The organism is Streptomyces sp. NPDC042336 (genome assembly GCF_055581985.1).
Genome location: NZ_JBVJEA010000001.1, coordinates 756,828 through 776,851, shown reverse-complemented (window position 1 = coordinate 776,851; position 20,024 = coordinate 756,828). Strand labels below are relative to the sequence as shown.

Genomic DNA, 20,024 nt, shown 5'->3' with positions numbered 1-20,024 from the left:
GCCGCCTAGGCTCGACGCCATGTCCTTGAACAGCCTCGCGTCGATCGAGAACTGGCCGGTCCCCACCGCGGCGGCGGGCGTCGTACGGGCCGACGGCACGGTCCTCGGCACCCACGGCCCTGTCGCGCACCGCTTCCCGCTCGCCTCGGTCACCAAGCCGCTGGCGGCCTACGCGGCGCTCGTGGCGTACGAGGAGGGCGCCATCGAGCTGGACGAGCCCGCCGGGCCGCCCGGGGCGACCGTCCGCCACCTGCTCGCGCACACCTCGGGGCTGGCCTTCGACGAGCACCGGGTGACCTCCGCGCCCGGGGAGCGCCGGCTGTACTCCAACGCCGGTTTCGAGCAGCTCGGCGACCACATCGCGAAGGCGGCGGACATGCCGTTCGCCGAGTACGCGCGGCAGGCGGTGCTGGAACCGCTGGGCATGACGTCCACCTCGCTGGAGGGCTCCCCGGCGAAGGACGGCGTCTCCACGGTCGAGGACCTGCTCCGCTTCGCCGCCGAGGTGCAGGCGCCCCGGCTGCTGGACCCGCGCACGGTCGCCGAGGCGATGACGGTCCAGTACCCGGGCACCAAGGGCGTACTGCCGGGCTACGGCCACCAGAACCCCAACGACTGGGGCCTGGGCTTCGAGATCCGCGACGGCAAGTCCCCGCACTGGACGGGCTCCGCCTCCTCCCCGCGCACCTTCGGCCACTTCGGCCAGTCCGGCACGTTCCTGTGGACCGACCCGGACGCCGGGCTCGCCTGCGTCGCCCTCACCGACCGCGCCTTCGGCCCCTGGGCGGTCGAGGCGTGGCCGCCGTTCACGGACGCGGTACTCACCGAGGCACGGACCCGGTCCTAGCCATCTCCCACAGCAGCACCTCAGCCCGCGTCACCGCCACCGCGTCCACTCCCTCGGCGTCCGTGACGCGGGCCGCGTCGCCCGCGCCCAGTTCCTCGTCACCGAGGCGTACCGCGCCCCGCACCACGTGGACGTACACGTACGCCCCGTCCGGCACCGCCGTCCGCTCCCCCGCGACCAGGCGGCGCACGTGGAGCATCGCGGCGGCCTCGGGGACGGCGTACGGGGTGGAGTCGGCGATGCCGCGGACGATCTCGTAGGCGGGGTCGCCGCCGGGGTCGCGCGGGGCCAGCCACATCTGGACGAAGGTCAGGGGGACGGCGGCGTCGTTGCGTTCTACGTGGCGGACGCCGCCCGCCGAGCTGAGGCGTTGCAGGTCACCGGCGCGGACCACCGTCTCGTGGCCCGCGCTGTCGCGGTGGGTCAGCTCGCCTTCCACCACCCAGGTGACGATCTCGGTGTGGCTGTGGGGGTGCTCGTCGAAGCCCGCGCCGGGTGCGAGGCGCTCCTCGTTGCAGGCCAGCAGTGCCCCGAAGCGGAGGTTGTCGGGGTCGTAGTGGGGACCGAAGGAGAAGGCATGGCGGGAGATGATCCCGGCTGCCGGATCACCGCCCGGATAGCGCTCGTCGGCGCGGCGTACGTCCATCACGTCGTTCACCGTAGCCCCGGCGGCACACCCGCCCGGCCCGATAAGGCAGTCTTGTCCCCGTGCCCGAACCCGAAACCGGTAAGCCCGACGCCCCCGCCCAGCCCGCCCACCCGCATACCGCGACGCTGAAGCGGCTGGAGCAGTCCTCCGGATCGCTCGCCGCGCAGGCCATCGCGCGGATGGACGAGACGCTGCCGTGGTACCGGGCGATGCCACCGGAGAACCGTTCCTGGATCGGGCTGGTCGCCCAGGCCGGCATCGCCGCGTTCACCGAGTGGTTCCGGCGGCCGGACGCGCCCCAGGCCATCTCCACCGACGTGTTCGGCACCGCGCCGCGCGAGCTGACCCGGGCGATCACGCTGCGGCAGACCGTGGAGATGGTGCGGACCACCATCGAGGTGATGGAGTCCGCGATCGACGAGGTCGCCGCCCCCGGTGACGAGTCGGTGCTGCGCGAGGCGCTGCTCGTGTACGCCCGGGAGATCGCCTTCGCGACCGCCCAGGTGTACGCGCAGGCCGCCGAGGCACGCGGTGCCTGGGACGCGCGCCTGGAGTCGCTGGTGGTGAACGCCGTGCTCAGCGGCGAGGCCGACGAGGGTGCCGTGTCGCGGGCCGCCGCCCTGGGGTGGAACTCGCCGGAGCACGTGTGCGTCGTGCTGGGCACCGCTCCCGACGGGGACTCCGAGCTGACCGTGGAGGCCATCCGGCGCGCGGCCCGGCACGCCAAGCTCCAGGTGCTGACCGGGGTGCTCGGGGACCGTCTGGTGGTGATCGCCGGGGGCCGCAACGACCCGCTGGCGGTGGCGAAGTCGCTGATCGGGCCGTTCGCGCAGGGTCCGGTGGTCGCCGGGCCCGTGGTGCCGGACCTGCTGGCCGCGACCCGGTCCGCGCAGGCCGCCGCGGCCGGGCTCAAGGCGTGCACCGCCTGGCAGGACGCGCCGCGCCCGGTGCTCGCCGACGATCTGCTGCCGGAGCGCGCGATCGCCTCCGACCCCTCGGCCCGTGAGCAACTGGTGGAGGAGATCTACAGACCACTGGAGGAGGCGGGGGCTGCGCTGCTGGAGACGCTCAGCGTCTATCTCGAACAGGCGAGCAGTCTGGAGGGCGCCGCCCGGATGCTCTTCGTTCACCCGAACACCGTGCGCTACCGGCTCCGACGTGTGACTGACGTCACCGGATGGTCGCCCTCTGATGTACGGTCTGCGTTCACACTGCGGATCGCGCTCATCCTGGGGCGTCTGGCCGACGGAGATCCGCAGCTCTAGGATTTTGTACAGGGTCCACAAAACCCGCTCCTGTTCTTCGTCCCTGTCCCCACGGGCGGTCGTGGCCGTCCTCAAGAGAGAGTGTGAGAGTGCTCGTACTCGTCGCTCCCGGCCAGGGCGCCCAGACGCCCGGCTTCCTGACTGACTGGCTCGCCCTTCCCGGCGCCGCGGACCGCGTCGCCGCGTGGTCCGACGCCATCGGACTCGATCTCGCCCACTTCGGCACCAAGGCCGACGCGGACGAGATCCGAGACACGTCCGTGGCCCAGCCGCTGCTGGTCGCCGCCGGAATCCTCTCCGCCGCGGCACTCGGTGACATTCCGGGGTTCGCGCCCGGCGCGGTCGCGGGCCACAGCGTCGGCGAGATCACCGCCGCCGTCTTCGCGGGCGTCCTCGACGACACCGCCGCGCTGACCCTCGTACGCCGTCGCGGCCTGGCCATGGCCGAGGCCGCCGCGGTGACCGAGACCGGCATGTCGGCGCTGCTCGGCGGCGACCCCGAGGTGAGCGTCGCGCACCTGGAGAGGCTCGGCCTGACCCCGGCGAACGTGAACGGCGCCGGTCAGATCGTGGCGGCCGGCACCATGGAGCAGCTCGCCGCGCTGAACGAGGACAAGCCCGAGGGCGTCCGCAAGGTCGTCCCGCTGAAGGTGGCCGGCGCCTTCCACACCCGTCACATGGCGCCCGCGGTGGACAAGCTCGCCGAGGCCGCGAAGGCCCTGACGCCGGCCGACCCGAAGGTGACGTACGTCTCCAACAAGGACGGCCGGGCCGTCGCCGACGGCACCGAGGTGCTGGACCGGCTCGTCGGCCAGGTCGCCAACCCGGTGCGCTGGGACCTGTGCATGGAGACGTTCAAGGAGCTGGGCGTCACCGCGATCATCGAGGTGTGTCCGGGCGGCACGCTCACCGGGCTGGCCAAGCGTGCGCTGCCCGGCGTGAAGACGCTGGCCCTGAAGACCCCCGACAACCTCGACGCGGCCCGCGAGCTCGTCGCCGAGCACACCCAGGCCTGACAAGGAGCGCGAGAGCATGTCGAAGATCAAGCCCAGCAAGGGCGCCCCGTACGCGCGCATCCTCGGCGTCGGCGGATACCGTCCGACCCGGGTGGTGCCGAACGAGGTGATCCTCGAGAAGATCGACTCGTCCGACGAGTGGATCCGCTCGCGCTCCGGCATCGAGACCCGGCACTGGGCCGGACCCGAGGAGACCGTCGCCGCGATGTCCGTGGAGGCGTCCGGCAAGGCGCTCGCGGACGCCGGGATCGACGCCTCGCGGATCGGTGCCGTGGTCGTCTCGACCGTGTCGCACTTCAGCCAGACCCCGGCCATCGCCACCGAGATCGCCGACCGGCTCGGCACCGACAAGGCCGCGGCCTTCGACATCTCGGCGGGCTGCGCGGGCTTCGGCTACGGGCTGACCCTGGCCAAGGGCATGATCGTCGAGGGATCGGCCGAGTACGTGCTGGTCATCGGCGTGGAGCGGCTCTCCGACCTGACCGACCTGGAGGACCGGGCCACGGCCTTCCTGTTCGGTGACGGCGCCGGCGCGGTCGTGGTCGGCCCGTCCCAGGAGCCGGCGATCGGCCCGACGGTCTGGGGCTCGGAGGGCGACAAGGCCGAAACGATCAAGCAGACGGTCCCCTGGGACCGCTTCCGGATCGGCGACGTCTCCGATCTTCCCCTCGACTCCGAGGGCAACGTCAAGTTTCCTGCGATCACGCAGGAGGGCCAGGCGGTGTTCCGCTGGGCCGTGTTCGAGATGGCGAAGGTCGCGCAGCAGGCGCTGGACGCGGCCGGGATCAGCCCGGACGACCTGGACGTCTTCATCCCGCACCAGGCCAACGTGCGGATCATCGACTCGATGGTGAAGACACTGAAGCTGCCGGAGCACGTCACGGTCGCCCGTGACATCCGCACCACCGGCAACACCTCGGCCGCCTCGATTCCGCTCGCGATGGAGCGGCTCCTGGCGACCGGCGACGCGAAGAGCGGCGACACCGCGCTCGTCATCGGCTTCGGGGCGGGTCTCGTCTACGCCGCGACGGTCGTTACCCTCCCCTAGGCACTCCGTGCCGGATCACCCGGTCCGGAACGGAGAGCACAGCACCACCTGCCGCGACGCGGCGGGCCGCCACACCCTCTGGACAACAAAGAAGGAGCGCCATCATGGCCGCCACTCAGGAAGAGATCGTCGCCGGTCTCGCGGAGATCGTGAACGAGATCGCCGGCATCCCGGTTGAGGACGTCCAGCTGGACAAGTCCTTCACCGACGACCTGGACGTCGACTCGCTGTCCATGGTCGAGGTCGTCGTCGCCGCCGAAGAGCGCTTCGACGTCAAGATCCCGGACGAGGACGTCAAGAACCTCAAGACCGTCGGCGACGCGACGAAGTACATCCTCGACCACCAGGCCTGATCCGCCGATACTCGGGCATACCCCGGGTATCGGGCAGATCCGGGCAGACTGCCCCGCCACCCGGCGGTGGCGCCGTACGAATCCGTATCCCGTTGGAGAAAGAATTCCCGTGAGCTCGACCAATCGCACCGTGGTCGTCACCGGTATCGGCGCAACCACACCGCTGGGTGGCGACGCAGCCTCGACCTGGGAGGGCATGGTCGCCGGCAGGTCCGGAGCCAGGCCCCTGGAGCAGGAGTGGGCCGCCGACCAGGCGGTCCGCATCGCCGCACCGGCCGCCGTCGACCCCTCCGAGGTCATCCCTCGGCCGCAGGCCCGCCGCCTCGACCGCTCGGCGCAGTTCGCGCTGATCGCCGCGCAGGAGGCCTGGAAGGACGCCGGGTACGTCGGCAAGGCGGGCGAGAGCCCCGCCGAGGACGGCGCTGCCCACGTCGACCCCGACCGGCTCGGTGCCGTCATCGCCTCCGGCATCGGCGGCGTGACCACGCTGCTCGACCAGTACGACGTGCTGAAGGAGAAGGGCGTCCGCCGCGTCTCCCCGCACACCGTCCCCATGCTGATGCCGAACGGCCCCTCGGCCAACGTGGGCCTGGCCGTGGGCGCCCGCGCGGGCGTGCACACGCCGGTCTCGGCCTGCGCCTCGGGCGCCGAGGCCATCGGCTACGCCATCGAGATGATCCGCACCGGCCGCGCCGACGTCGTCGTCGCGGGTGGCACGGAGGCAGCGATCCACCCGCTGCCCATCGCCGCGTTCGGCAACATGATGGCGATGTCCAAGAACAACGACGACCCGCAGGGCGCCTCGCGCCCCTTCGACACGGCCCGTGACGGCTTCGTCCTCGGCGAGGGCGCCGGCGTCCTGGTCCTGGAGTCCGCCGAGCACGCCGCCGCGCGCGGCGCCCGCGTCTACGCGGAGGCGGTCGGCCAGGGCATCTCCGCCGACAGCCACGACATCGTGCAGCCGGAGCCGGAGGGCCGCGGCATCTCCGCCGCGCTGCAGAACCTGCTGGACCGGGCCGACCTGGACCCGGCCGAGATCGTGCACGTCAACGCGCACGCCACCTCGACGCCGGCCGGTGACATCGCCGAGCTGAAGGCGCTGCGCAAGGTCCTCGGCGACGACGTCGACCACATGGCGGTCTCCGCCACCAAGTCGATGACCGGTCACCTCCTCGGTGGCGCGGGCGGCGTGGAGTCCGTGGCGACCGTGCTCGCGCTGTACCACCGGGTGGCACCGCCGACCATCAACGTCGAGAACCTCGACCCGGAGGCCGAGGCCAACGCGGACATCGTCCGCGGCGAGGCCCGGAAGCTGCCCGTCGAGGGCCGGATCGCCGCGCTGAACGACTCGTTCGGCTTCGGCGGCCACAACGTGGTGCTCGCGTTCCGGTCGGTCTGAGCGACCGCCGTACGTACGTGAAGGGCCCCCACCGGTCGGTGGGGGCCCTTCACGCGTGCGCGGGACGGGCGGCGTCACACCACCTGGTGCAGCCAGCGGACCGGGGCGCCCTCGCCTGCGTGGCGGAAGGGCTCCAGCTCGTCGTCCCAGGGCTTGCCGAGGAGCTTGGCGAGGTCCGACTCCAGGTCCGTCTCGCCGCGCTGGGAGCGGACGAGGGCGGCGCGCAGCCGGTCCTCGGGGATCATGATGTCGCCGTGGATGCCGGTGACGGCGTGGAAGATGCCGAGGTCGGGGGTGCAGCTGTAGCGCTCCCCCTCGGCGTTCGCGGAGGGTTCCGCGGTGACCTCGAAGCGCAGCAGCTGCCAGCCGCGCAGTGCGGAGGCGAGCTTGGAGGCGATGCCGGCCTGGCCCTGCCAGGAGAACTCCGAGCGCCAGGTGCCGGGTGCGGCGGGCTGCCGGATCCAGTCCAGGCCGACGCGCGTGCCGAGCACCCCGGCGATGGCCCACTCGACGTGCGGGCAGAGCGCGCGCGGCGCGGAGTGCACGTACAGGACTCCACGTGTCGTCACCGGAACCTCCGGGCTGAGCGGGACATCTCGGAACGGGGCGGAACGGCCGTGACCGGTTGGGCCACGTTCATGGCGAGGCTACCGTGCGGCGGGGCAAGGAGTGTGACGTACCGTCGGTCCCGCCGCCGACAAACCTCCGCCATTCACCCGGCAGGACGCTTGTACGGGTGTGAGCCGTTGCATCGCCGCCTTCGGGAACCCTCGCGCGGTGTCATGGGTTGAGCACGGTGGAGGCACGAGGCGAGGGGTGGGACCGGTATGGGTCGAGGGACGGACCAGCGGACGCGGTACGGCCGTCGCCGGGCGCGTGCCGCGCTCGCCGTCCTGACCGCCGCCGTCCTGGGCGCGGGCGCGGCGGGCTGCGACGCCGTGGGCGGCGACTCCCCCGCTCCGTCCGCCAGCGCGTCGAAGCGGACGAAGACGGCCCCTGCCTGGGACACCAGCCCGGCGTCGGTCGCCGCCGTGGGCGACTCCATCACGCGGGGCTTCGACGCCTGCGCGGTGCTGTCGGACTGCCCGGAGGTGTCGTGGGCCACCGGCAGCAGCGCGAAGGTCGACTCGCTCGCCGTACGGCTGCTGGGGAAGGCGGACGCGGCCGAGCACAGCTGGAACTACGCGGTCACCGGGGCCCGGATGGCGGATCTGACCGCCCAGGTGACGCGGGCGGCGCGACGCGAGCCGGAGCTGGTGGCGGTGATGGCCGGGGCGAACGACGCGTGCCGGTCCACGACCTCGGCGATGACGCCGGTGGCGGACTTCCGGGCGCAGTTCGAGGAGGCGATGGCCACCCTGCGCAAGAAGCTTCCCAAGGCGCAGGTGTACGTGTCGAGCATCCCGGACCTCAAGCGGCTGTGGTCCCAGGGGCGTACCAACGCGCTGGGCAAGCAGGTGTGGAAGCTGGGCCTGTGCCCGTCGATGCTGGGCGACGCGGACTCCCTGGACTCGGCGGCGACCCTGCGACGCAACACGGTGCGGGACCGCGTGGCGGACTACAACGAGGTGCTGCGCGAGGTCTGCGCGAAGGACCGGCGGTGCCGAACCGACGACGGCGCGGTGCACGCGTTCCGGTTCGGCACGGACCAGTTGAGCCACTGGGACTGGTTCCACCCGAGTGTGGACGGCCAGGCGCGGCTGGCGGAGATCGCCTACCGCGCGGTCACCGCGAAGAGTCCCTGACCCGGCCGCTGACCTGGGCGTGTCCTAGAGTTCCGCACATGAGCGAACTCTTCGGCACACTTTCCGACGGCACCCCGGTACACCGCTGGACGCTGGAGCGGGCCGGCGTACGGGTACGGGTCCTGTCGTACGGCGGGATCGTGCAGTCGGCCGAGGTTCCGGACCGGGACGGGAACACCGCCGACGTCGTCCTGGGGTTCGCGGACCTGGACGGCTATGTGGCGCACCCGGAGCCGTACTTCGGCGCGCTGGTCGGGCGGTACGCCAACCGGATCGCGGGCGGGCGCTTCCCGCTGGACGGGCGGACGTACGCGCTGGCGCCCAATGAGGGACCGAACGTGCTGCACGGCGGCGGGCGCGGCTTCGACAAGCGCGTGTGGGAGGCTCAGCCGGTCGCGGACGGCGTCCGGCTGAGCCGGGTCTCCCCGCACGGCGAGGAGGGCTTCCCGGGGCGCCTGGAGATGTCGGCGACGTACACGCTGGACGGGTCGGGCGCGCTGCGGATCGCGTACGAGGCGGTCACGGACGCGCCGACGGTGCTGAACCCGACGAACCACAGCTACTTCAACCTGAGCGGCTCCGGGCACGCGGGCGGGCACGAACTGCGGCTGGCCGCCTCCCGGATCACCCCGGTCGACGCCGACCTGATCCCGACGGGCGGCCTCGACGACGTGGCGGACACGCGCTTCGACTTCCGGCGGGCGCGCAAGGTCGGCTCGGGCTACGACCACAACTTCGTCCTGGACAAGGGCGTGACCGCCACCGCCGAGGAGGTCGCCGAGCTGTACGACCCGGCGTCGGGGCGGGTGCTCACGGTGGCGACGACCGAGCCGGGCCTTCAGCTGTACACCGCCGACCACCTGGGCGAGCCCTTCGCCCCCGGGGACGGGATCGCGCTGGAGACCCAGCACTTCCCCGACTCCCCGAACCGGCCCGGATTCCCGAGCACGGTGCTGCGGCCGGGCGAGGTGTTCCGCTCGGAGACGGTGTACGGCTTCTCGGTACGCCGGTAGGCCCCGTCCGAGGGACTGAGCCCCGGCCCGGCCGTCAGGTCCCGGACCGGGGCTGTTCACGGGGGACGCGCTCGCGGGCGTCCCGGATCAGACGGTAATCGCCGCGGTGATCCGGCGGTCCGTGATCGGGTGCCCGATCAGGAGTTCGTACGAACCCTTCACAAACGGCCACGAGTCGGTCGGCCAGGCGCCATGGCGCGCACCCCTTCCGTCACGCGATACTGCCGCCGTTCCGGCAGCACCCCACGGCGACGGAAGGACCTGGACTCCCTTGAGACCCATACGTGTTCGGATCGGCGTACTCGGACTGGCCCTGGTGGCGGGACTCGCCACCCCGCTCGCCGCCCCCACGACGGCGACGGCGGCACCCCGCGCGGGCAGCGCGGCCCCCGCACCGACCGTGGAGGAGCGGCGGCTCGACGGGGACGTGCCCCGGGAGATCCTGCGGCGCTCCGGATTCGCCTCGGTGGCACCGGCGTTCGCCCGGGGACTCGCGCGGGCGGACTCCTACCGCCAGACGCGTGCCGTCGTGGCGCGCGAGGGCGCGGCGCTGTGGCGGCGGGCGGTGGACCGGGTGCAGGGGCGCGGGCCGGCCCGCGGGGACCTCAGCCGCGACGACGACCGGCCGCTGTACTGGGCGCGGCTCGCGATGACGCGGGAGCTGCGCACCTGGGAGCCCGGGTTCGGGCTGGGCGAGCGGCAGCGGGCCGCGCTGCTGACGGAGCTGGAGCGCACCTCGCGCGGGCAGGCCGACCTCCGGCTGCCTCGTGGCGGGCACGGCAAGGGGGTGAAGCGGGTGCTGCTCACCGGCTTCGACCCCTTCACGCTGGACCGGGACATCCGGATCTCCAACCCGTCCGGCGCCGTCGCGCTCGCCCTGGACGGCACGGTGATCGACACCCCGGACGGCCCCGCGCGGGTGGAGACGGCCGTGTTCCCGGTGCGCTGGCGGGACTTCGCCGAGGGGGCGGTGGAGCGGGCGCTGCGGCCGTATCTGCCGCGGGTGGACCTGTTCACCACCGTGAGCCAGGGCCGGGTCGGGCGGTTCGACGTGGAGCGGACCAACGGGGCCTGGCGGGGCGGCTTCCCGGACAACGACAACGTCTCCCGCACGGAGACGGTCCCCGTGACCGACCCGGCCTCGCAGCCGCAGTGGACGACGACCACCCTGCCGTACGCGGCGATCACGGCCGCGGACACCGGCCGCTTCCCCGTGTACGACAACACGAGCGTGACGGAGATCCCCGCCGGGGGCACCGAGGCGGTCGTACGGCCGCACGGGCCCACGCCCGGGTCGACGGCCCGGGAGGGTGGCGGCGGGAACTACCTCTCCAACGAGATCGCCTACCGCGCGACGCTGCTGCGTGACCGGCTCGGGCTGCACGGCACGCTGCCGGGCGGGCACGTGCACACGCCGGTGCTGCAGTTCGGGGCCCAGAACACCGATCCGGCGACGGGGGCGGTCACCGACGCGGGGTTCGTGCGCAACCGGCTGGACATCGTGGCGCAGACGCGGGCGATCGTGGGCGTGGCGGTCAGTGCCTCGGGGCCTGGCCGGGGCTGACCGCCGGGTCGGCCGGGCCGTCTTCGGGCCGGCCGTCGTCCGACTGGCCGCCTTGGGACTGGCCGTCGGCGCCGTCGCGGGTCTCCTCGCCCAGCAGTTCCCGGGCGAGGAGCGTGGCGCCCGCGACCGCGCCCGGCATCAGGAACACGGCGACGAACGGCACCAGGAAGGACACGCCCAGCGGGGTGCCGAAGCCCCAGACGAGCATCCTGCGGGAGCGCAGCAGGGCGAGGCGTTCGCGCAGCTCGACCCCGCGCCGCTGGAGGGCGACGGCGGCCAGTTCCTCGGTGAGGAAGAAGCCGGTGACGAAGAAGCCGATCACCGGGACCACGGTCTGGCCGACGACCGGGATGAAGCCGAGCGCGAAGAGGAGCACGCCCCAGACGGCGGCGCGGAGAAGGATCCGCAGGCTGTCGCGGCCGGAGATCCACAGCTCGCGCCAGAGCGGCAGGCCGGACTCGGGAGCGGTGCCGTCCGGGGAGACGTCCCGGTCGACCCGCTCGGAGAGGGCCTCGTAGAAGGGCTGGCCCACCAGCAGGGTGACCGCGGTGAAGGTGAGTACGGCCAGGAGCAGGGCGAGGGCGAACAGCACGGCGGTGAGGAAGCCGCGGAAGAGTCCGAGCCAGGGGCTCGACCAGTCGTCGGCGAAGGGGGTCGCCCAGCCGACGAAGTCCCCGCCCCACAGCGCGAGCGCGACCAGCACGCCCACGTACAGGACCAGGGTGATCAGGCCCGGTACGAGCCCGAAGCCGTAGCTCCTGCCGTGCCGGGCCACCCAGCGCTGGCCCTTCAGCAGATGGCCGAACCCCGCCCCAAGATCACGCATGGGCGGCACTCTACCGGTCGGCGCGCCGGCCCGTTCCCGGTCCTGATCCGGGTCCCGGTCCGTGCCCGGGTCCGGGTCCCGTGTCCGGGTCCCGTGTCCGGGTCCGGGTCCCGTGTCCGGTCAGACGAGCGTGACGGTGATGTTGCCGCGGGTCACCTTCGAGTACGGGCAGACCTGGTGGGCCTTCTCCACCAGCGACCGCGCGGTGGCGGCGTCGACCGACGGGATCTCGGCGGAGATCTCGACGATGATCCCGAAGCCGTCGTCGTTCTTGCCGATCCCGACCTTCGCGGTGACGGTGGACCCGGAGATGTCGGCGCCCTCCTGGCGGGCCACGACGCCGAGCGCGCCCTGGAAGCAGGCGCTGTACCCGGCGGCGAACAGCTGCTCCGGGTTGGTGCCGGCGCCGTTGCCGCCCATCTCCTTGGGCGGGTTCACGACGACGTCGAGCTTGCCGTCATCGGTGGCCACCCGTCCGTCGCGGCCGTTCTCGGCGGTGGCGACGGCGGTGTAGAGGACTTCGGACTGCTGGATGGGCATACGGGTGTCTTCCTCCTCGGTCCGCCGTGACTCGCGCCCACGATCACGACGGATTTCGGAATGACGCTACCGCATGCCGGAAGTCCAGTGAAGTCCGCGCCTCCTCCGCCGGAGGTCAGAGCTTGACGATCATCTTTCCGGTGTTGTCGCCGCGCAGGACCCCGAGGAACGCCTCCAGGTTGTTCTCGATGCCCTCGACGACCGTCTCGCGGTACTTCAGCTCGCCGTTGCGGACCCAGGGGCCGACCTCCTCGACGAACTTCGGCTGGAGGTCGTAGTGGTCGCCGACCAGGAAGCCCTCGATGCGGCCCCGGGTCTGGATGAGACGGGCGAGGTTCTTGGGGCCGGGCGCGGGCTCGGTGTTGTTGTAGACGGAGATCGCGCCGCAGATGGCGATGCGGCCGTTCAGGTTGAGGGAGCCGATGGCGGCCTCCAGGTGGTCGCCGCCGACGTTGTCGAAGTAGACGTCGACGCCGTCCGGGGCGGCGGCGCGCAGCTGCTCGCTCACCGGGCCGTTCTTGTAGTTGAAGGCGGCGTCGAAGCCGTACTCGTCGAGGAGCAGCTTGACCTTCTCGTCCGTGCCGGCCGAGCCGATGACGCGCGAGGCGCCCTTGAGCTTGGCGATCTGCCCCACCTGGCTGCCGACGGCACCCGCGGCGCCCGAGACGAAGACGGAGTCGCCCTCCTTGAAGGCGGCCGTGCGCAGCAGCCCGGCGTAGGCGGTGAGCCCCGTCATGCCGAGCACGCCCAGGTACGTCGACAGCGGCGCCGCGTCCGGGTCCACCTTGACGGCGCTCTTCGCGTCCACGGCGGCGTACTCGCGCCAGCCGAAGAAGTGCAGGACGTGGTCGCCGACGGCGACGCCCTCGGCGTTCGAGGCGACGACCTCGCCGACCGCGCCGCCCAGCATGGGCTTGCCCAGCTCGTAGGGGGCGGCGTAGGACTTGGCGGCGCTCATGCGCCCGCGCATGTAGGGGTCTACGGAGACGTACAGGTTGCGCACCAGCACCTGCCCGTCACCCGGGGTGGGGACCTCCGCCTCGACGAGCGCGAAGTCCTCGGGCTTGGGCCAGCCGACCGGGCGGGTGACCAGGTGCCATTCGCGGTTGACGGCGGGGAGGGCGGGGGAGTCGGTCATGGGGCATCTTTCCTGGGGCTTGCTCGGGCTTGCTCGGGATGTGCTGCCGAGGATGTTTCATGCTCTGAAACAACCATGCGGCTGAACATTTCAGGTTGTCAAACAACTGGGTACCCTGGATCGCATGGCCACACCACGCGACACGACCCGCCGACCCGACGCTCTCACCCTCGAAGTCGTCGAGCTGATCGGCGAGGTCGTCGCCCGCTTCCACGCGGACTACGAGGAGGCGGCGGCGGAGCGCGCCCTGACCGGGGCGCAGGCCAAGCTCCTGAGCCTGCTCTCGCTGGAGCCGCTGCCGATGCGGAAGCTGGCCCAGAAGCTGAAGTGCGAGCCGTCGAACGTCACGGGGATCGTGGACCGACTGGAGGCACGGGGCCTGGTCGAGCGCCGACCCGACCCCGGCGACCGGCGGGTGAAGGTCGCGGCGGCGACGGAGGAGGGCCGCCGGGTGGCCCGGGGGCTGCGGGAGTCCCTGCGATTCGCACGGGAGCCGCTGGCGGGCCTGTCGGAGCCGGAACGGCTGGCCCTGCGGGACGCGCTGCGCCTGATGGTCGGAGAGGACTCACCGGAGGGGTGACCCCCTCACCTCATGTCGAACTCGTACTGCAACTCGTAGAGGTGCCCGGCCTTCACCATGACGGTGACCTCGACCGGGCCGTCCCCCTCGCCGTGGACGACCCTGAGGGTGCGCAGGACCGGCGTACTGCTGGTGAGGTGGAGTGCCTGGTACTGCTCCTGCGTCGGAATCCGCGCGGAGACCCGGTCCACGCTGCGGCGCGCGGGGTGGCCCAGTGTCGTCAGCAGCGTGGATGCGCCTCCTTTGACCCGACGTCGCTCCATGAGTGCCGTGTCCCGGGCGATATCCAGCGGGTAGTAGCAGTCGACAAGTTCGGCGGGCTCGTCGTCGATCAGGAGGATCTGACTGCGCAGCAGTGCCGTGCCGTCCGCGGGGAGGCCGAAGGCGAAACGCACGTCGGCGGGTGGGCGGACCTCCGCGACATCGCGGAGGACGCTGCGGGCTCGGGCGCCGTGCTTGGCGGCCTCCGTGAGCCAGCGGTCCGCTGTCGTGAGTGCGGCCGGTGAGACCGTACGCTGCCGGTGCTCGCGGACGGTGACGGAGGCTCCCGCCCTGCCGACGACGAGACCCTCCTCCTTGAGGAGCTGCAACGCCTTCTGCACCGTGGCGTTCGACGCGTCGAAGCGCTCCTTGAGCCGTGCCGTGGACGGGAGGCTCGCGCCTGGCGTCAGTTCGCCACTCATGACGTCGTCGCGCAGGTCGGCGGCGATGCGCTCATGGAGGGAGCGGCGGTCAACGCCTTCCGTTTCCGACTGGGGCACGGTCATCCGATCTCGATCTCGTAGCGCAGCCTCTGCCGCAGGGCAGGCATCACCATACGATCCACCTGGATCGGGTGGTCCTCGCGGTCGAGCGTCACTCGCGTGAGCCGCAGCACCGGCTCGTCGGGTGCGGTCTCCAGGGCCCGGCGCTCCCTCTCGTCCGGCATCGCGGCCGTCACGTCCTCGCGCACCAGGACGCCGATGTGGCCGAGTTCGGCGAGCAACGAGACGGCGCCACCACGGATCTTGGCCGTACGCGCCAGGGCGGTTCCCTGGGCGACGGCCAGCGGGTAGTACGTGTCGGTCAGCTCGTTCGGCATCTCGTCGAGCAGGATCAGGCGCCGACGCACGACGACCGGTTCTCCTTCGGCGGTGCCGAGCAGTTTCGCCACCTCGGCGGGCGCGGGCACCTCGCCGGCATGCAGGACGCGCTGGGTTCCCCGGCGGCCCTGCGCCTCGGCCTCCGCGGCCCAGGCGTCGCCGTGCCCCTTCTCCTGCGGCGTCAGATACGGAAGAGACGTGCTGACCCAACTGCTCGCACTCATGAGGCCCTCCTCGCGGCCGACGCTTACGCCCATCGGGGGTCAACGTTAGGCGACTTCGCCCGTGTGTTTCTCACCATCCTGCCACCTAGCCACTTTTCACGAAAAGCGGCTAGGTCGCTCATCGTCGGACGCCCCAACTCCGTGAGGTGGCCCCTCGTGTCCCTATCGCGACACCGTCGTTTCCCACGCTCGCGCGCCTCAGTACGCGACGCCCGTGCCTTCGTTCGTCAGGTCTTGACGGGCTGGGGTCACACCGATCGGCTGGACGACATAACGCTCTGCGTCTCGGAGTTGGCCACCAACGCGCTCCTCCACGGAGCGCCGCCCGGCAGGGAGTACTGCGTGAGTCTCACGCTCGACGGCTCGGTGATCCGCCTCGCGGTGCGGGACAGCGGCGACCGGCAGTTCGACATCGACCTCCGGGAGGCCGACCCGGAGGCATGTTCTGGGCGCGGCTTACAACTTGCCAGTGAGGTTGCCGACGACATGGGGGTCACCCAGGAGGTCGTCGGCAAGAGCGTATGGGTGGCTTTCAAGACCGTGTCGCCGAGCGAGGGTGCAGGGAAGATCGCCTACTGACGCTCCGACCCGCTTCCCTGTGGTCCGTCCGCCAGCGCGGAGGTACACCGGGGCGGCTCGGTGCTGGCGCCGGCGACCTCGGTGAGTACTCTCTGGCGAATGTCGAATCGATCGGTGGCGGCGGGAGTCAGTCTCGCTGGTGTGATGGCGCACTGTGGCGGAAGCCAGGTGGGCGCCGTGAGGCTTCTGGCGGGAGCCATAGCCTCGACACCGGCGGCTCCGGATCCCTATGCGGCCCTCGCCGAGTTGTGGACGGACCGACGCTCGGAACTGAAGGAGAGCCTCGAAGAGGACGGCTCCTTGAGCACTGTGCCGGCGCAGGCGTACTTCCTTTTCCTCGATGGCGACATGGACAACGCGGTGATGGCCCTTGGTTCGGTCACCGGTGCACGGCCCGACGTGGCATGGGGCGCAGCGCCCTGGTTCGGCGACGCGCGCTTTCTCGGCGTGGTGAGTGCCGAGGCGTTGGCGGAGGCGTGTCTGCGCACACTGGACTACGGCCACGACCTGGACACCGACGAGATGCGGGAGCGGTTCGCCCCTTGGTTCCATGCACTCGACGTGGTATCCGAACGGAATCCCGTACCGGAGTCGCTGGCCGCCATGGCCCGGCTGCCCCGGGCCTGCGGCCGGTACGAACTGTCCTTCACTCTGTGCGACCGCGCCGATGCCGTCGACCGGGTCATGTGGACCGCGGTCGCACGAGCGACCACCTGGCGCGTGATGGGGGACCTGGGTCAGGCTGCTGCGGCCTTCGAACGCGCCTTGCTCCTGGACTCCACCAACTGGTCCCTCTACCTGGACCTGGCGGACGTGCGTGCCGAGCAGGGCGATTTCGCCGCAGCCGTGAGCCTCGTCGAACGAGGCCTGGAACACGAACCTCACGAAGTCTCCCTGCGCGCGGCAGGCGCCGCCTACCGCACCCGCCTTTCCGGTTCGTCCGGCGACCTGAGGGCCCTGATCGCCCTGGCGCCAGAGCTAGCAAACGCCGTCTACCGCAACCTGCTGATCGACCACGCATGTGCAGGGCCGAAGCTGCCACGGAGACTCGTTGCCAAGGCCCACCGCCTCCGTGGGAACTGAAGGGCTGTCGCACCAATAGGTGCCGGTCAGTCAGGTTGGCCTCCGGCTCCTAGTTACGTGATCCGCCGGACAGTACCTGGCCCTGGCCCGCTGTACTCCTAGATGGACGCCTTGAGGCACGGGTGGGTGCGGATGGACTGAGGCGGACCTGCGAGTGGCGAAGCGGTCAACGTCAAGCCGTTCAACATGGCGCGGCTGCACTCGTGAGTGCGTATTCGGTTGCCCACCTGCACGAGCGGTCGATGCAATGTCCGGCATGGTGACTGAGGTCCGCACCCCGCGGCATGACGAGATGGCTGCCTACTACCGAGCATTGCCGTACGCCAACGGATTGCCGAGCTGGGAGCCCGCCGACGCGGCGTGGCACGGCGGCCCCGAGCCTTGGCCCCCACAACGCGCGCCCGCGAACGCGGAGCAGCTCGAGAAGTGGGCCGCAGCCGACATCGAGGACGCGTTCTTCCACCCGATCGCGACGTTCGTCGATGGCAGATGTGTCGGCGCATCGGCGACAATCTCTTTTGAGGTGACGGTTCCCGGCGGAGGAGCAGGGAAGATGGCCGGCGTCACTGCCACCGGAGTGATCGCGACACATCGTCGGCGAGGGTACCTACGGCAGATGATGCAAGCCATGTTCGAGGCGGCCCTGGAGCGAGGCGAGCCGTTGGCGATGCTCAGCGCGAGCGAGGGCAGTATTTACGGTCGGTTCGGCTTCTCCCCCGTGACCTACCGCACCCGATGGGAGCTGGCCCGCCACGAAGCCGCTCTTCTGCCGGCACAGCCCGATCCCGGGTCACTTGAGCTGGTCGACGCCATGCGTGCGAGACAGGCCTGGCCGCGGGTGCATGAAGAGGTGCGCGCCCACCGAGTTGGGGAACTCCGCCCTCGCGCCGGACGCTGGGACGGGCTGTCCGATGACGCAGACGGAACCGATGGGCCGCTGCGCTATCTCATCCACCGCGATCAGCAGGGCAACGTGGATGGCATCGCCAACTTCCGACTGCCGTGGTCCCCGACAGCGGACCGGGCCGGGACACTTGTGGTGGAAGCCTTGGAGGCCACGAACCCTGCGGCCTACCGCGCTTTGTGGGAACTACTGATCGACTTCGACCTCACCAAGACCGTCGTGGCGGCCGGACGCCCGCGCAATGAACCCCTGCGGTGGATGCTCACGAACCCGCGAGCGATGCGCATCACCCGTCAGACGGACAATCTCTGGGCCCGCCTCCTCGACGTTCCCCGTGTCCTGCCACAACGCTCGTACCTGACACCTGGCGAGGTAAAGTTCACCATTGATGACGACCGAATGTGCCCGCACAACAACGGTACGTGGCATCTGAGTGCGGCTGGTTCCACGGCAACGTGCGTTCCCACGGACGAGACGGCAGACCTGACCATTACGCTCTCGGCGCTCAGCTCCCTCTACTTCGGCGGCATGTCAGCGCGCCACCTGGCCTATGCGGGCCACATCACTGCACACACCGACGGCGCAATCGGACAGCTTGCCCGAATGTTCTGGACCGACCTCGAACCGCACAACACCTTCGGCTTCTGACGGGGCGGTGCGTGGTGGATGATCCGTCGCTCCAGGACGCCTTACCACTCATGTGTGTACCCCCGTACAGGACGCCGTTGGGTCCCGAGTGGGGCAGTGGCACGATGTGCTGATGGGGATGATCGACAGCGGCACCGAGGCAGCCGTCCAGTATCTACGGTTCCAATCGCCTCACCGGAACAGCCGAGGCCATTTCACCGGTGTTTTCGGGCTCGTCAACAATCTGGCGAGGGAGGGAAGGCTCTCGGACGAGCAGGAGACCTTCCGCCGCCGCAACAACAGGTGGTACGACGCCGCGTACACCGACCCCTCGACCGTTGATCCCCGCGTCTACGACGAAGCGGTCAACCCCGGCGCGGCGGCTTGGTTCAAGCCGTCGGCCACTCATCTCCTCGCTCGCGTCTCCGGCTATCTGGAGATCCTTTCCGCGCACGGCGTCGACTGTCGGGCCCTTCGTTCCGCGGATCCGGGACGGGTCATCTACGAGGACGATGTACAGGTCGTGGTCGTACCCCATGCGTGGGACGCGACGAGCCTTTGACGCCGACCTCACGCTGACGACTGAAGCCCTTACGTGCACCACCACAGGAAGCGGTCGCAGGTTTCCGTCGGGGTCGGGTCCGGGGATTCCGGCGGGGTGGGGGTCGTCGTCGGGGGTGGGGCGTCGCTGGATTCGGGGGGTGACGGGTCCGTGGGGGCGGTGGGGTCCGAGGGGTCGGGGCGGGAGGCCGAGGGAGGGGCGGAGTCGGTCGTCGTCTCGGAGTCGGTGGTCTTCGGGGAGGACGAAGGGGACGCCGAGGCCGTTGTCGACGCGGAGGCGTCGGGGGATGGGGTGTCCGAGGTCGTGGTCGTTCCCGAGGTGTCGTCGGCCGGGACCGCCGACGCCTCCCCCACCTCGCGCGTCGCCTCGCCGTCCGTCGTCTCGCCACCCGCCGCGGCCGGCTTGTCCGGGGAGTGCGGGGCGTCCATGCCGAGTTCGGCGAGGCTCAGTCCGCCGGCCGCCAGGACGAAGCCCGCGGCGACGAGCAGGGTCCGGCGGCGGCGCCTGCGGTGCGCGGCGGCCTTGCGGTCACGGCGGCTGGACCGGGCGCCGGGGGCGGCGTCGCCCGCACCCTCGTCGGGCTCCTCGTCGGGCTCCTCGTCGAGCCTCTCCCCCGGGTCCCGAGGGAGGGTGTCCACGGCCGCCGCCTCGGTCCCAAATCGCGGTCCGGGGTTCTCACTCGCCGTCAACCGGTCATCCGCCGAAGGGAGTTCGTGGGCGGGCGTGCCGCAGCCCGGGCAGGCGAGGGCGCCGTTGAGGTGCCGTCGGCACGGGTGGCAGTAGTCCATGACGCGGGAAGGTTAAGTTCCGGGAAGGGCGCGTTCCTAGAGGCCACTGTGAAAGTTGTGTGGGGAAGCGGGCGAGGGCTCCTTCTTCCCCGCCCGTGAAACTGCCGAAACCGTTATGTGTCCGACCCATTGACACTCCGAGCACCCCATCCTTACTGTCACGCCAGCATTTCGAACGAGTGACGAAATATC

General features: G+C 71.1%; 22 protein-coding genes. 14 read left to right on the top strand and 8 right to left on the bottom strand.

Annotated features, from left to right (window positions below; all coding sequences use genetic code 11):
- The first annotated feature begins 19 nt into the window (after window positions 1-19).
- Window positions 20-847, top strand: coding sequence for a serine hydrolase domain-containing protein (locus ACZ6IM_RS03570; RefSeq protein WP_052842854.1), 828 nt, complete (start codon window positions 20-22; stop codon window positions 845-847).
- On the opposite strand, the gene ACZ6IM_RS03565 is transcribed toward ACZ6IM_RS03570, so the two are convergent.
- Entirely contained in the window at window positions 822-1,493 is a 672-nt protein-coding gene (locus ACZ6IM_RS03565) for a pirin family protein (protein ID WP_052842884.1), read from the bottom strand. The two genes, ACZ6IM_RS03570 and ACZ6IM_RS03565, sit on opposite strands and share 26 nt — an antisense overlap.
- 62 nt (window positions 1,494-1,555) lie before the next feature.
- Between ACZ6IM_RS03565 and fasR the strand changes: the two genes are divergently transcribed.
- From fasR to ACZ6IM_RS03540, 5 genes are all read left to right on the top strand, one after another.
- Window positions 1,556-2,761 (top strand): fatty acid biosynthesis transcriptional regulator FasR, encoded by a 1,206-nt coding sequence (gene fasR, locus ACZ6IM_RS03560; protein WP_052842855.1) that lies wholly within the window; start codon window positions 1,556-1,558, stop codon window positions 2,759-2,761.
- Between the two features lie 89 nt (window positions 2,762-2,850).
- Window positions 2,851-3,777 (top strand): ACP S-malonyltransferase, encoded by a 927-nt coding sequence (locus tag ACZ6IM_RS03555; RefSeq protein WP_052842856.1) that lies wholly within the window; start codon window positions 2,851-2,853, stop codon window positions 3,775-3,777.
- Window positions 3,778-3,793: 16 nt separating this feature from the next.
- A complete protein-coding gene (locus ACZ6IM_RS03550; protein WP_052842857.1) occupies window positions 3,794-4,825 on the top strand; it encodes a ketoacyl-ACP synthase III in 1,032 nt (343 codons plus the stop codon).
- A 104-nt stretch (window positions 4,826-4,929) separates the two neighbouring features.
- Window positions 4,930-5,178, top strand: a complete 249-nt coding sequence (locus ACZ6IM_RS03545; RefSeq protein ID WP_052842858.1) for an acyl carrier protein — start codon at window positions 4,930-4,932, stop codon at window positions 5,176-5,178.
- Window positions 5,179-5,287: 109 nt separating this feature from the next.
- The gene (locus tag ACZ6IM_RS03540; protein WP_052842859.1) at window positions 5,288-6,577 is read left to right on the top strand and encodes a beta-ketoacyl-[acyl-carrier-protein] synthase family protein; all 1,290 of its coding nucleotides are present in this window, start codon (window positions 5,288-5,290) and stop codon (window positions 6,575-6,577) included.
- A 74-nt stretch (window positions 6,578-6,651) separates the two neighbouring features.
- On the opposite strand, the gene ACZ6IM_RS03535 is transcribed toward ACZ6IM_RS03540, so the two are convergent.
- Window positions 6,652-7,146: a DUF3145 domain-containing protein gene (locus ACZ6IM_RS03535; RefSeq protein WP_030181266.1), complete on the bottom strand. Its 495-nt coding sequence runs from the start codon at window positions 7,144-7,146 to the stop codon at window positions 6,652-6,654.
- A gap of 258 nt (window positions 7,147-7,404) precedes the next feature.
- On the opposite strand from ACZ6IM_RS03535, the gene ACZ6IM_RS03530 reads away from it, so the two are divergent.
- The 3 genes from ACZ6IM_RS03530 to ACZ6IM_RS03520 all read left to right on the top strand — a co-directional run bounded on the left by ACZ6IM_RS03530 (window position 7,405) and on the right by ACZ6IM_RS03520 (window position 10,899).
- Complete coding sequence (locus tag ACZ6IM_RS03530) at window positions 7,405-8,322, top strand: SGNH/GDSL hydrolase family protein (RefSeq protein ID WP_052842860.1); 918 nt, start codon at window positions 7,405-7,407, stop codon at window positions 8,320-8,322.
- Between the two features lie 38 nt (window positions 8,323-8,360).
- Window positions 8,361-9,335 (top strand): aldose epimerase family protein, encoded by a 975-nt coding sequence (locus tag ACZ6IM_RS03525; protein WP_052842861.1) that lies wholly within the window; start codon window positions 8,361-8,363, stop codon window positions 9,333-9,335.
- Window positions 9,336-9,615: 280 nt separating this feature from the next.
- Window positions 9,616-10,899, top strand: coding sequence for a pyroglutamyl-peptidase I (locus tag ACZ6IM_RS03520; RefSeq protein WP_469554249.1), 1,284 nt, complete (start codon window positions 9,616-9,618; stop codon window positions 10,897-10,899).
- Here the strand turns inward: ACZ6IM_RS03520 and ACZ6IM_RS03515 are convergent.
- From ACZ6IM_RS03515 to ACZ6IM_RS03505, 3 genes are all read right to left on the bottom strand, one after another.
- Window positions 10,871-11,725 (bottom strand): EI24 domain-containing protein, encoded by an 855-nt coding sequence (locus ACZ6IM_RS03515; RefSeq protein ID WP_469554047.1) that lies wholly within the window; start codon window positions 11,723-11,725, stop codon window positions 10,871-10,873. The two genes, ACZ6IM_RS03520 and ACZ6IM_RS03515, sit on opposite strands and share 29 nt — an antisense overlap.
- 120 nt (window positions 11,726-11,845) lie before the next feature.
- Entirely contained in the window at window positions 11,846-12,265 is a 420-nt protein-coding gene (locus ACZ6IM_RS03510) for an organic hydroperoxide resistance protein (protein WP_469554045.1), read from the bottom strand.
- 115 nt (window positions 12,266-12,380) lie between these two features.
- Window positions 12,381-13,403, bottom strand: a complete 1,023-nt coding sequence (locus ACZ6IM_RS03505; RefSeq protein WP_052842865.1) for an NADP-dependent oxidoreductase — start codon at window positions 13,401-13,403, stop codon at window positions 12,381-12,383.
- Window positions 13,404-13,527: 124 nt separating this feature from the next.
- On the opposite strand from ACZ6IM_RS03505, the gene ACZ6IM_RS03500 reads away from it, so the two are divergent.
- A complete protein-coding gene (locus tag ACZ6IM_RS03500) occupies window positions 13,528-13,983 on the top strand; it encodes a MarR family winged helix-turn-helix transcriptional regulator (RefSeq protein WP_469554043.1) in 456 nt (151 codons plus the stop codon).
- Between the two features lie 5 nt (window positions 13,984-13,988).
- Here the strand turns inward: ACZ6IM_RS03500 and ACZ6IM_RS03495 are convergent, their stop codons facing one another.
- Window positions 13,989-14,750: a GntR family transcriptional regulator gene (locus tag ACZ6IM_RS03495; protein ID WP_469554041.1), complete on the bottom strand. Its 762-nt coding sequence runs from the start codon at window positions 14,748-14,750 to the stop codon at window positions 13,989-13,991.
- A complete protein-coding gene (locus tag ACZ6IM_RS03490; protein WP_052842868.1) occupies window positions 14,747-15,289 on the bottom strand; it encodes a GntR family transcriptional regulator in 543 nt (180 codons plus the stop codon). The genes ACZ6IM_RS03495 and ACZ6IM_RS03490 overlap by 4 nt, the downstream gene beginning before the upstream one ends.
- Here ACZ6IM_RS03490 and ACZ6IM_RS03485 point away from each other — a divergent pair.
- From ACZ6IM_RS03485 to ACZ6IM_RS03470, 4 genes are all read left to right on the top strand, one after another.
- The gene (locus tag ACZ6IM_RS03485; RefSeq protein WP_469554040.1) at window positions 15,227-15,868 is read left to right on the top strand and encodes an ATP-binding protein; all 642 of its coding nucleotides are present in this window, start codon (window positions 15,227-15,229) and stop codon (window positions 15,866-15,868) included. The two genes, ACZ6IM_RS03490 and ACZ6IM_RS03485, sit on opposite strands and share 63 nt — an antisense overlap.
- Window positions 15,869-15,967: 99 nt before the next feature.
- A complete protein-coding gene (locus tag ACZ6IM_RS03480; protein WP_469554038.1) occupies window positions 15,968-16,951 on the top strand; it encodes a tetratricopeptide repeat protein in 984 nt (327 codons plus the stop codon).
- A gap of 256 nt (window positions 16,952-17,207) precedes the next feature.
- Window positions 17,208-18,503 carry a GNAT family N-acetyltransferase gene (locus ACZ6IM_RS03475; RefSeq protein WP_052842886.1) on the top strand — a complete coding sequence of 432 codons (1,296 nt, stop codon included), beginning with the start codon at window positions 17,208-17,210 and terminating at the stop codon, window positions 18,501-18,503.
- Between the two features lie 112 nt (window positions 18,504-18,615).
- Window positions 18,616-19,044, top strand: a complete 429-nt coding sequence (locus ACZ6IM_RS03470; protein WP_469554037.1) for a hypothetical protein — start codon at window positions 18,616-18,618, stop codon at window positions 19,042-19,044.
- Window positions 19,045-19,073: 29 nt separating this feature from the next.
- On the opposite strand, the gene ACZ6IM_RS03465 is transcribed toward ACZ6IM_RS03470, so the two are convergent.
- The gene (locus ACZ6IM_RS03465; protein ID WP_469554036.1) at window positions 19,074-19,832 is read right to left on the bottom strand and encodes an SCO2400 family protein; all 759 of its coding nucleotides are present in this window, start codon (window positions 19,830-19,832) and stop codon (window positions 19,074-19,076) included.
- Between the last annotated feature and the right edge of the window lie 192 nt (window positions 19,833-20,024).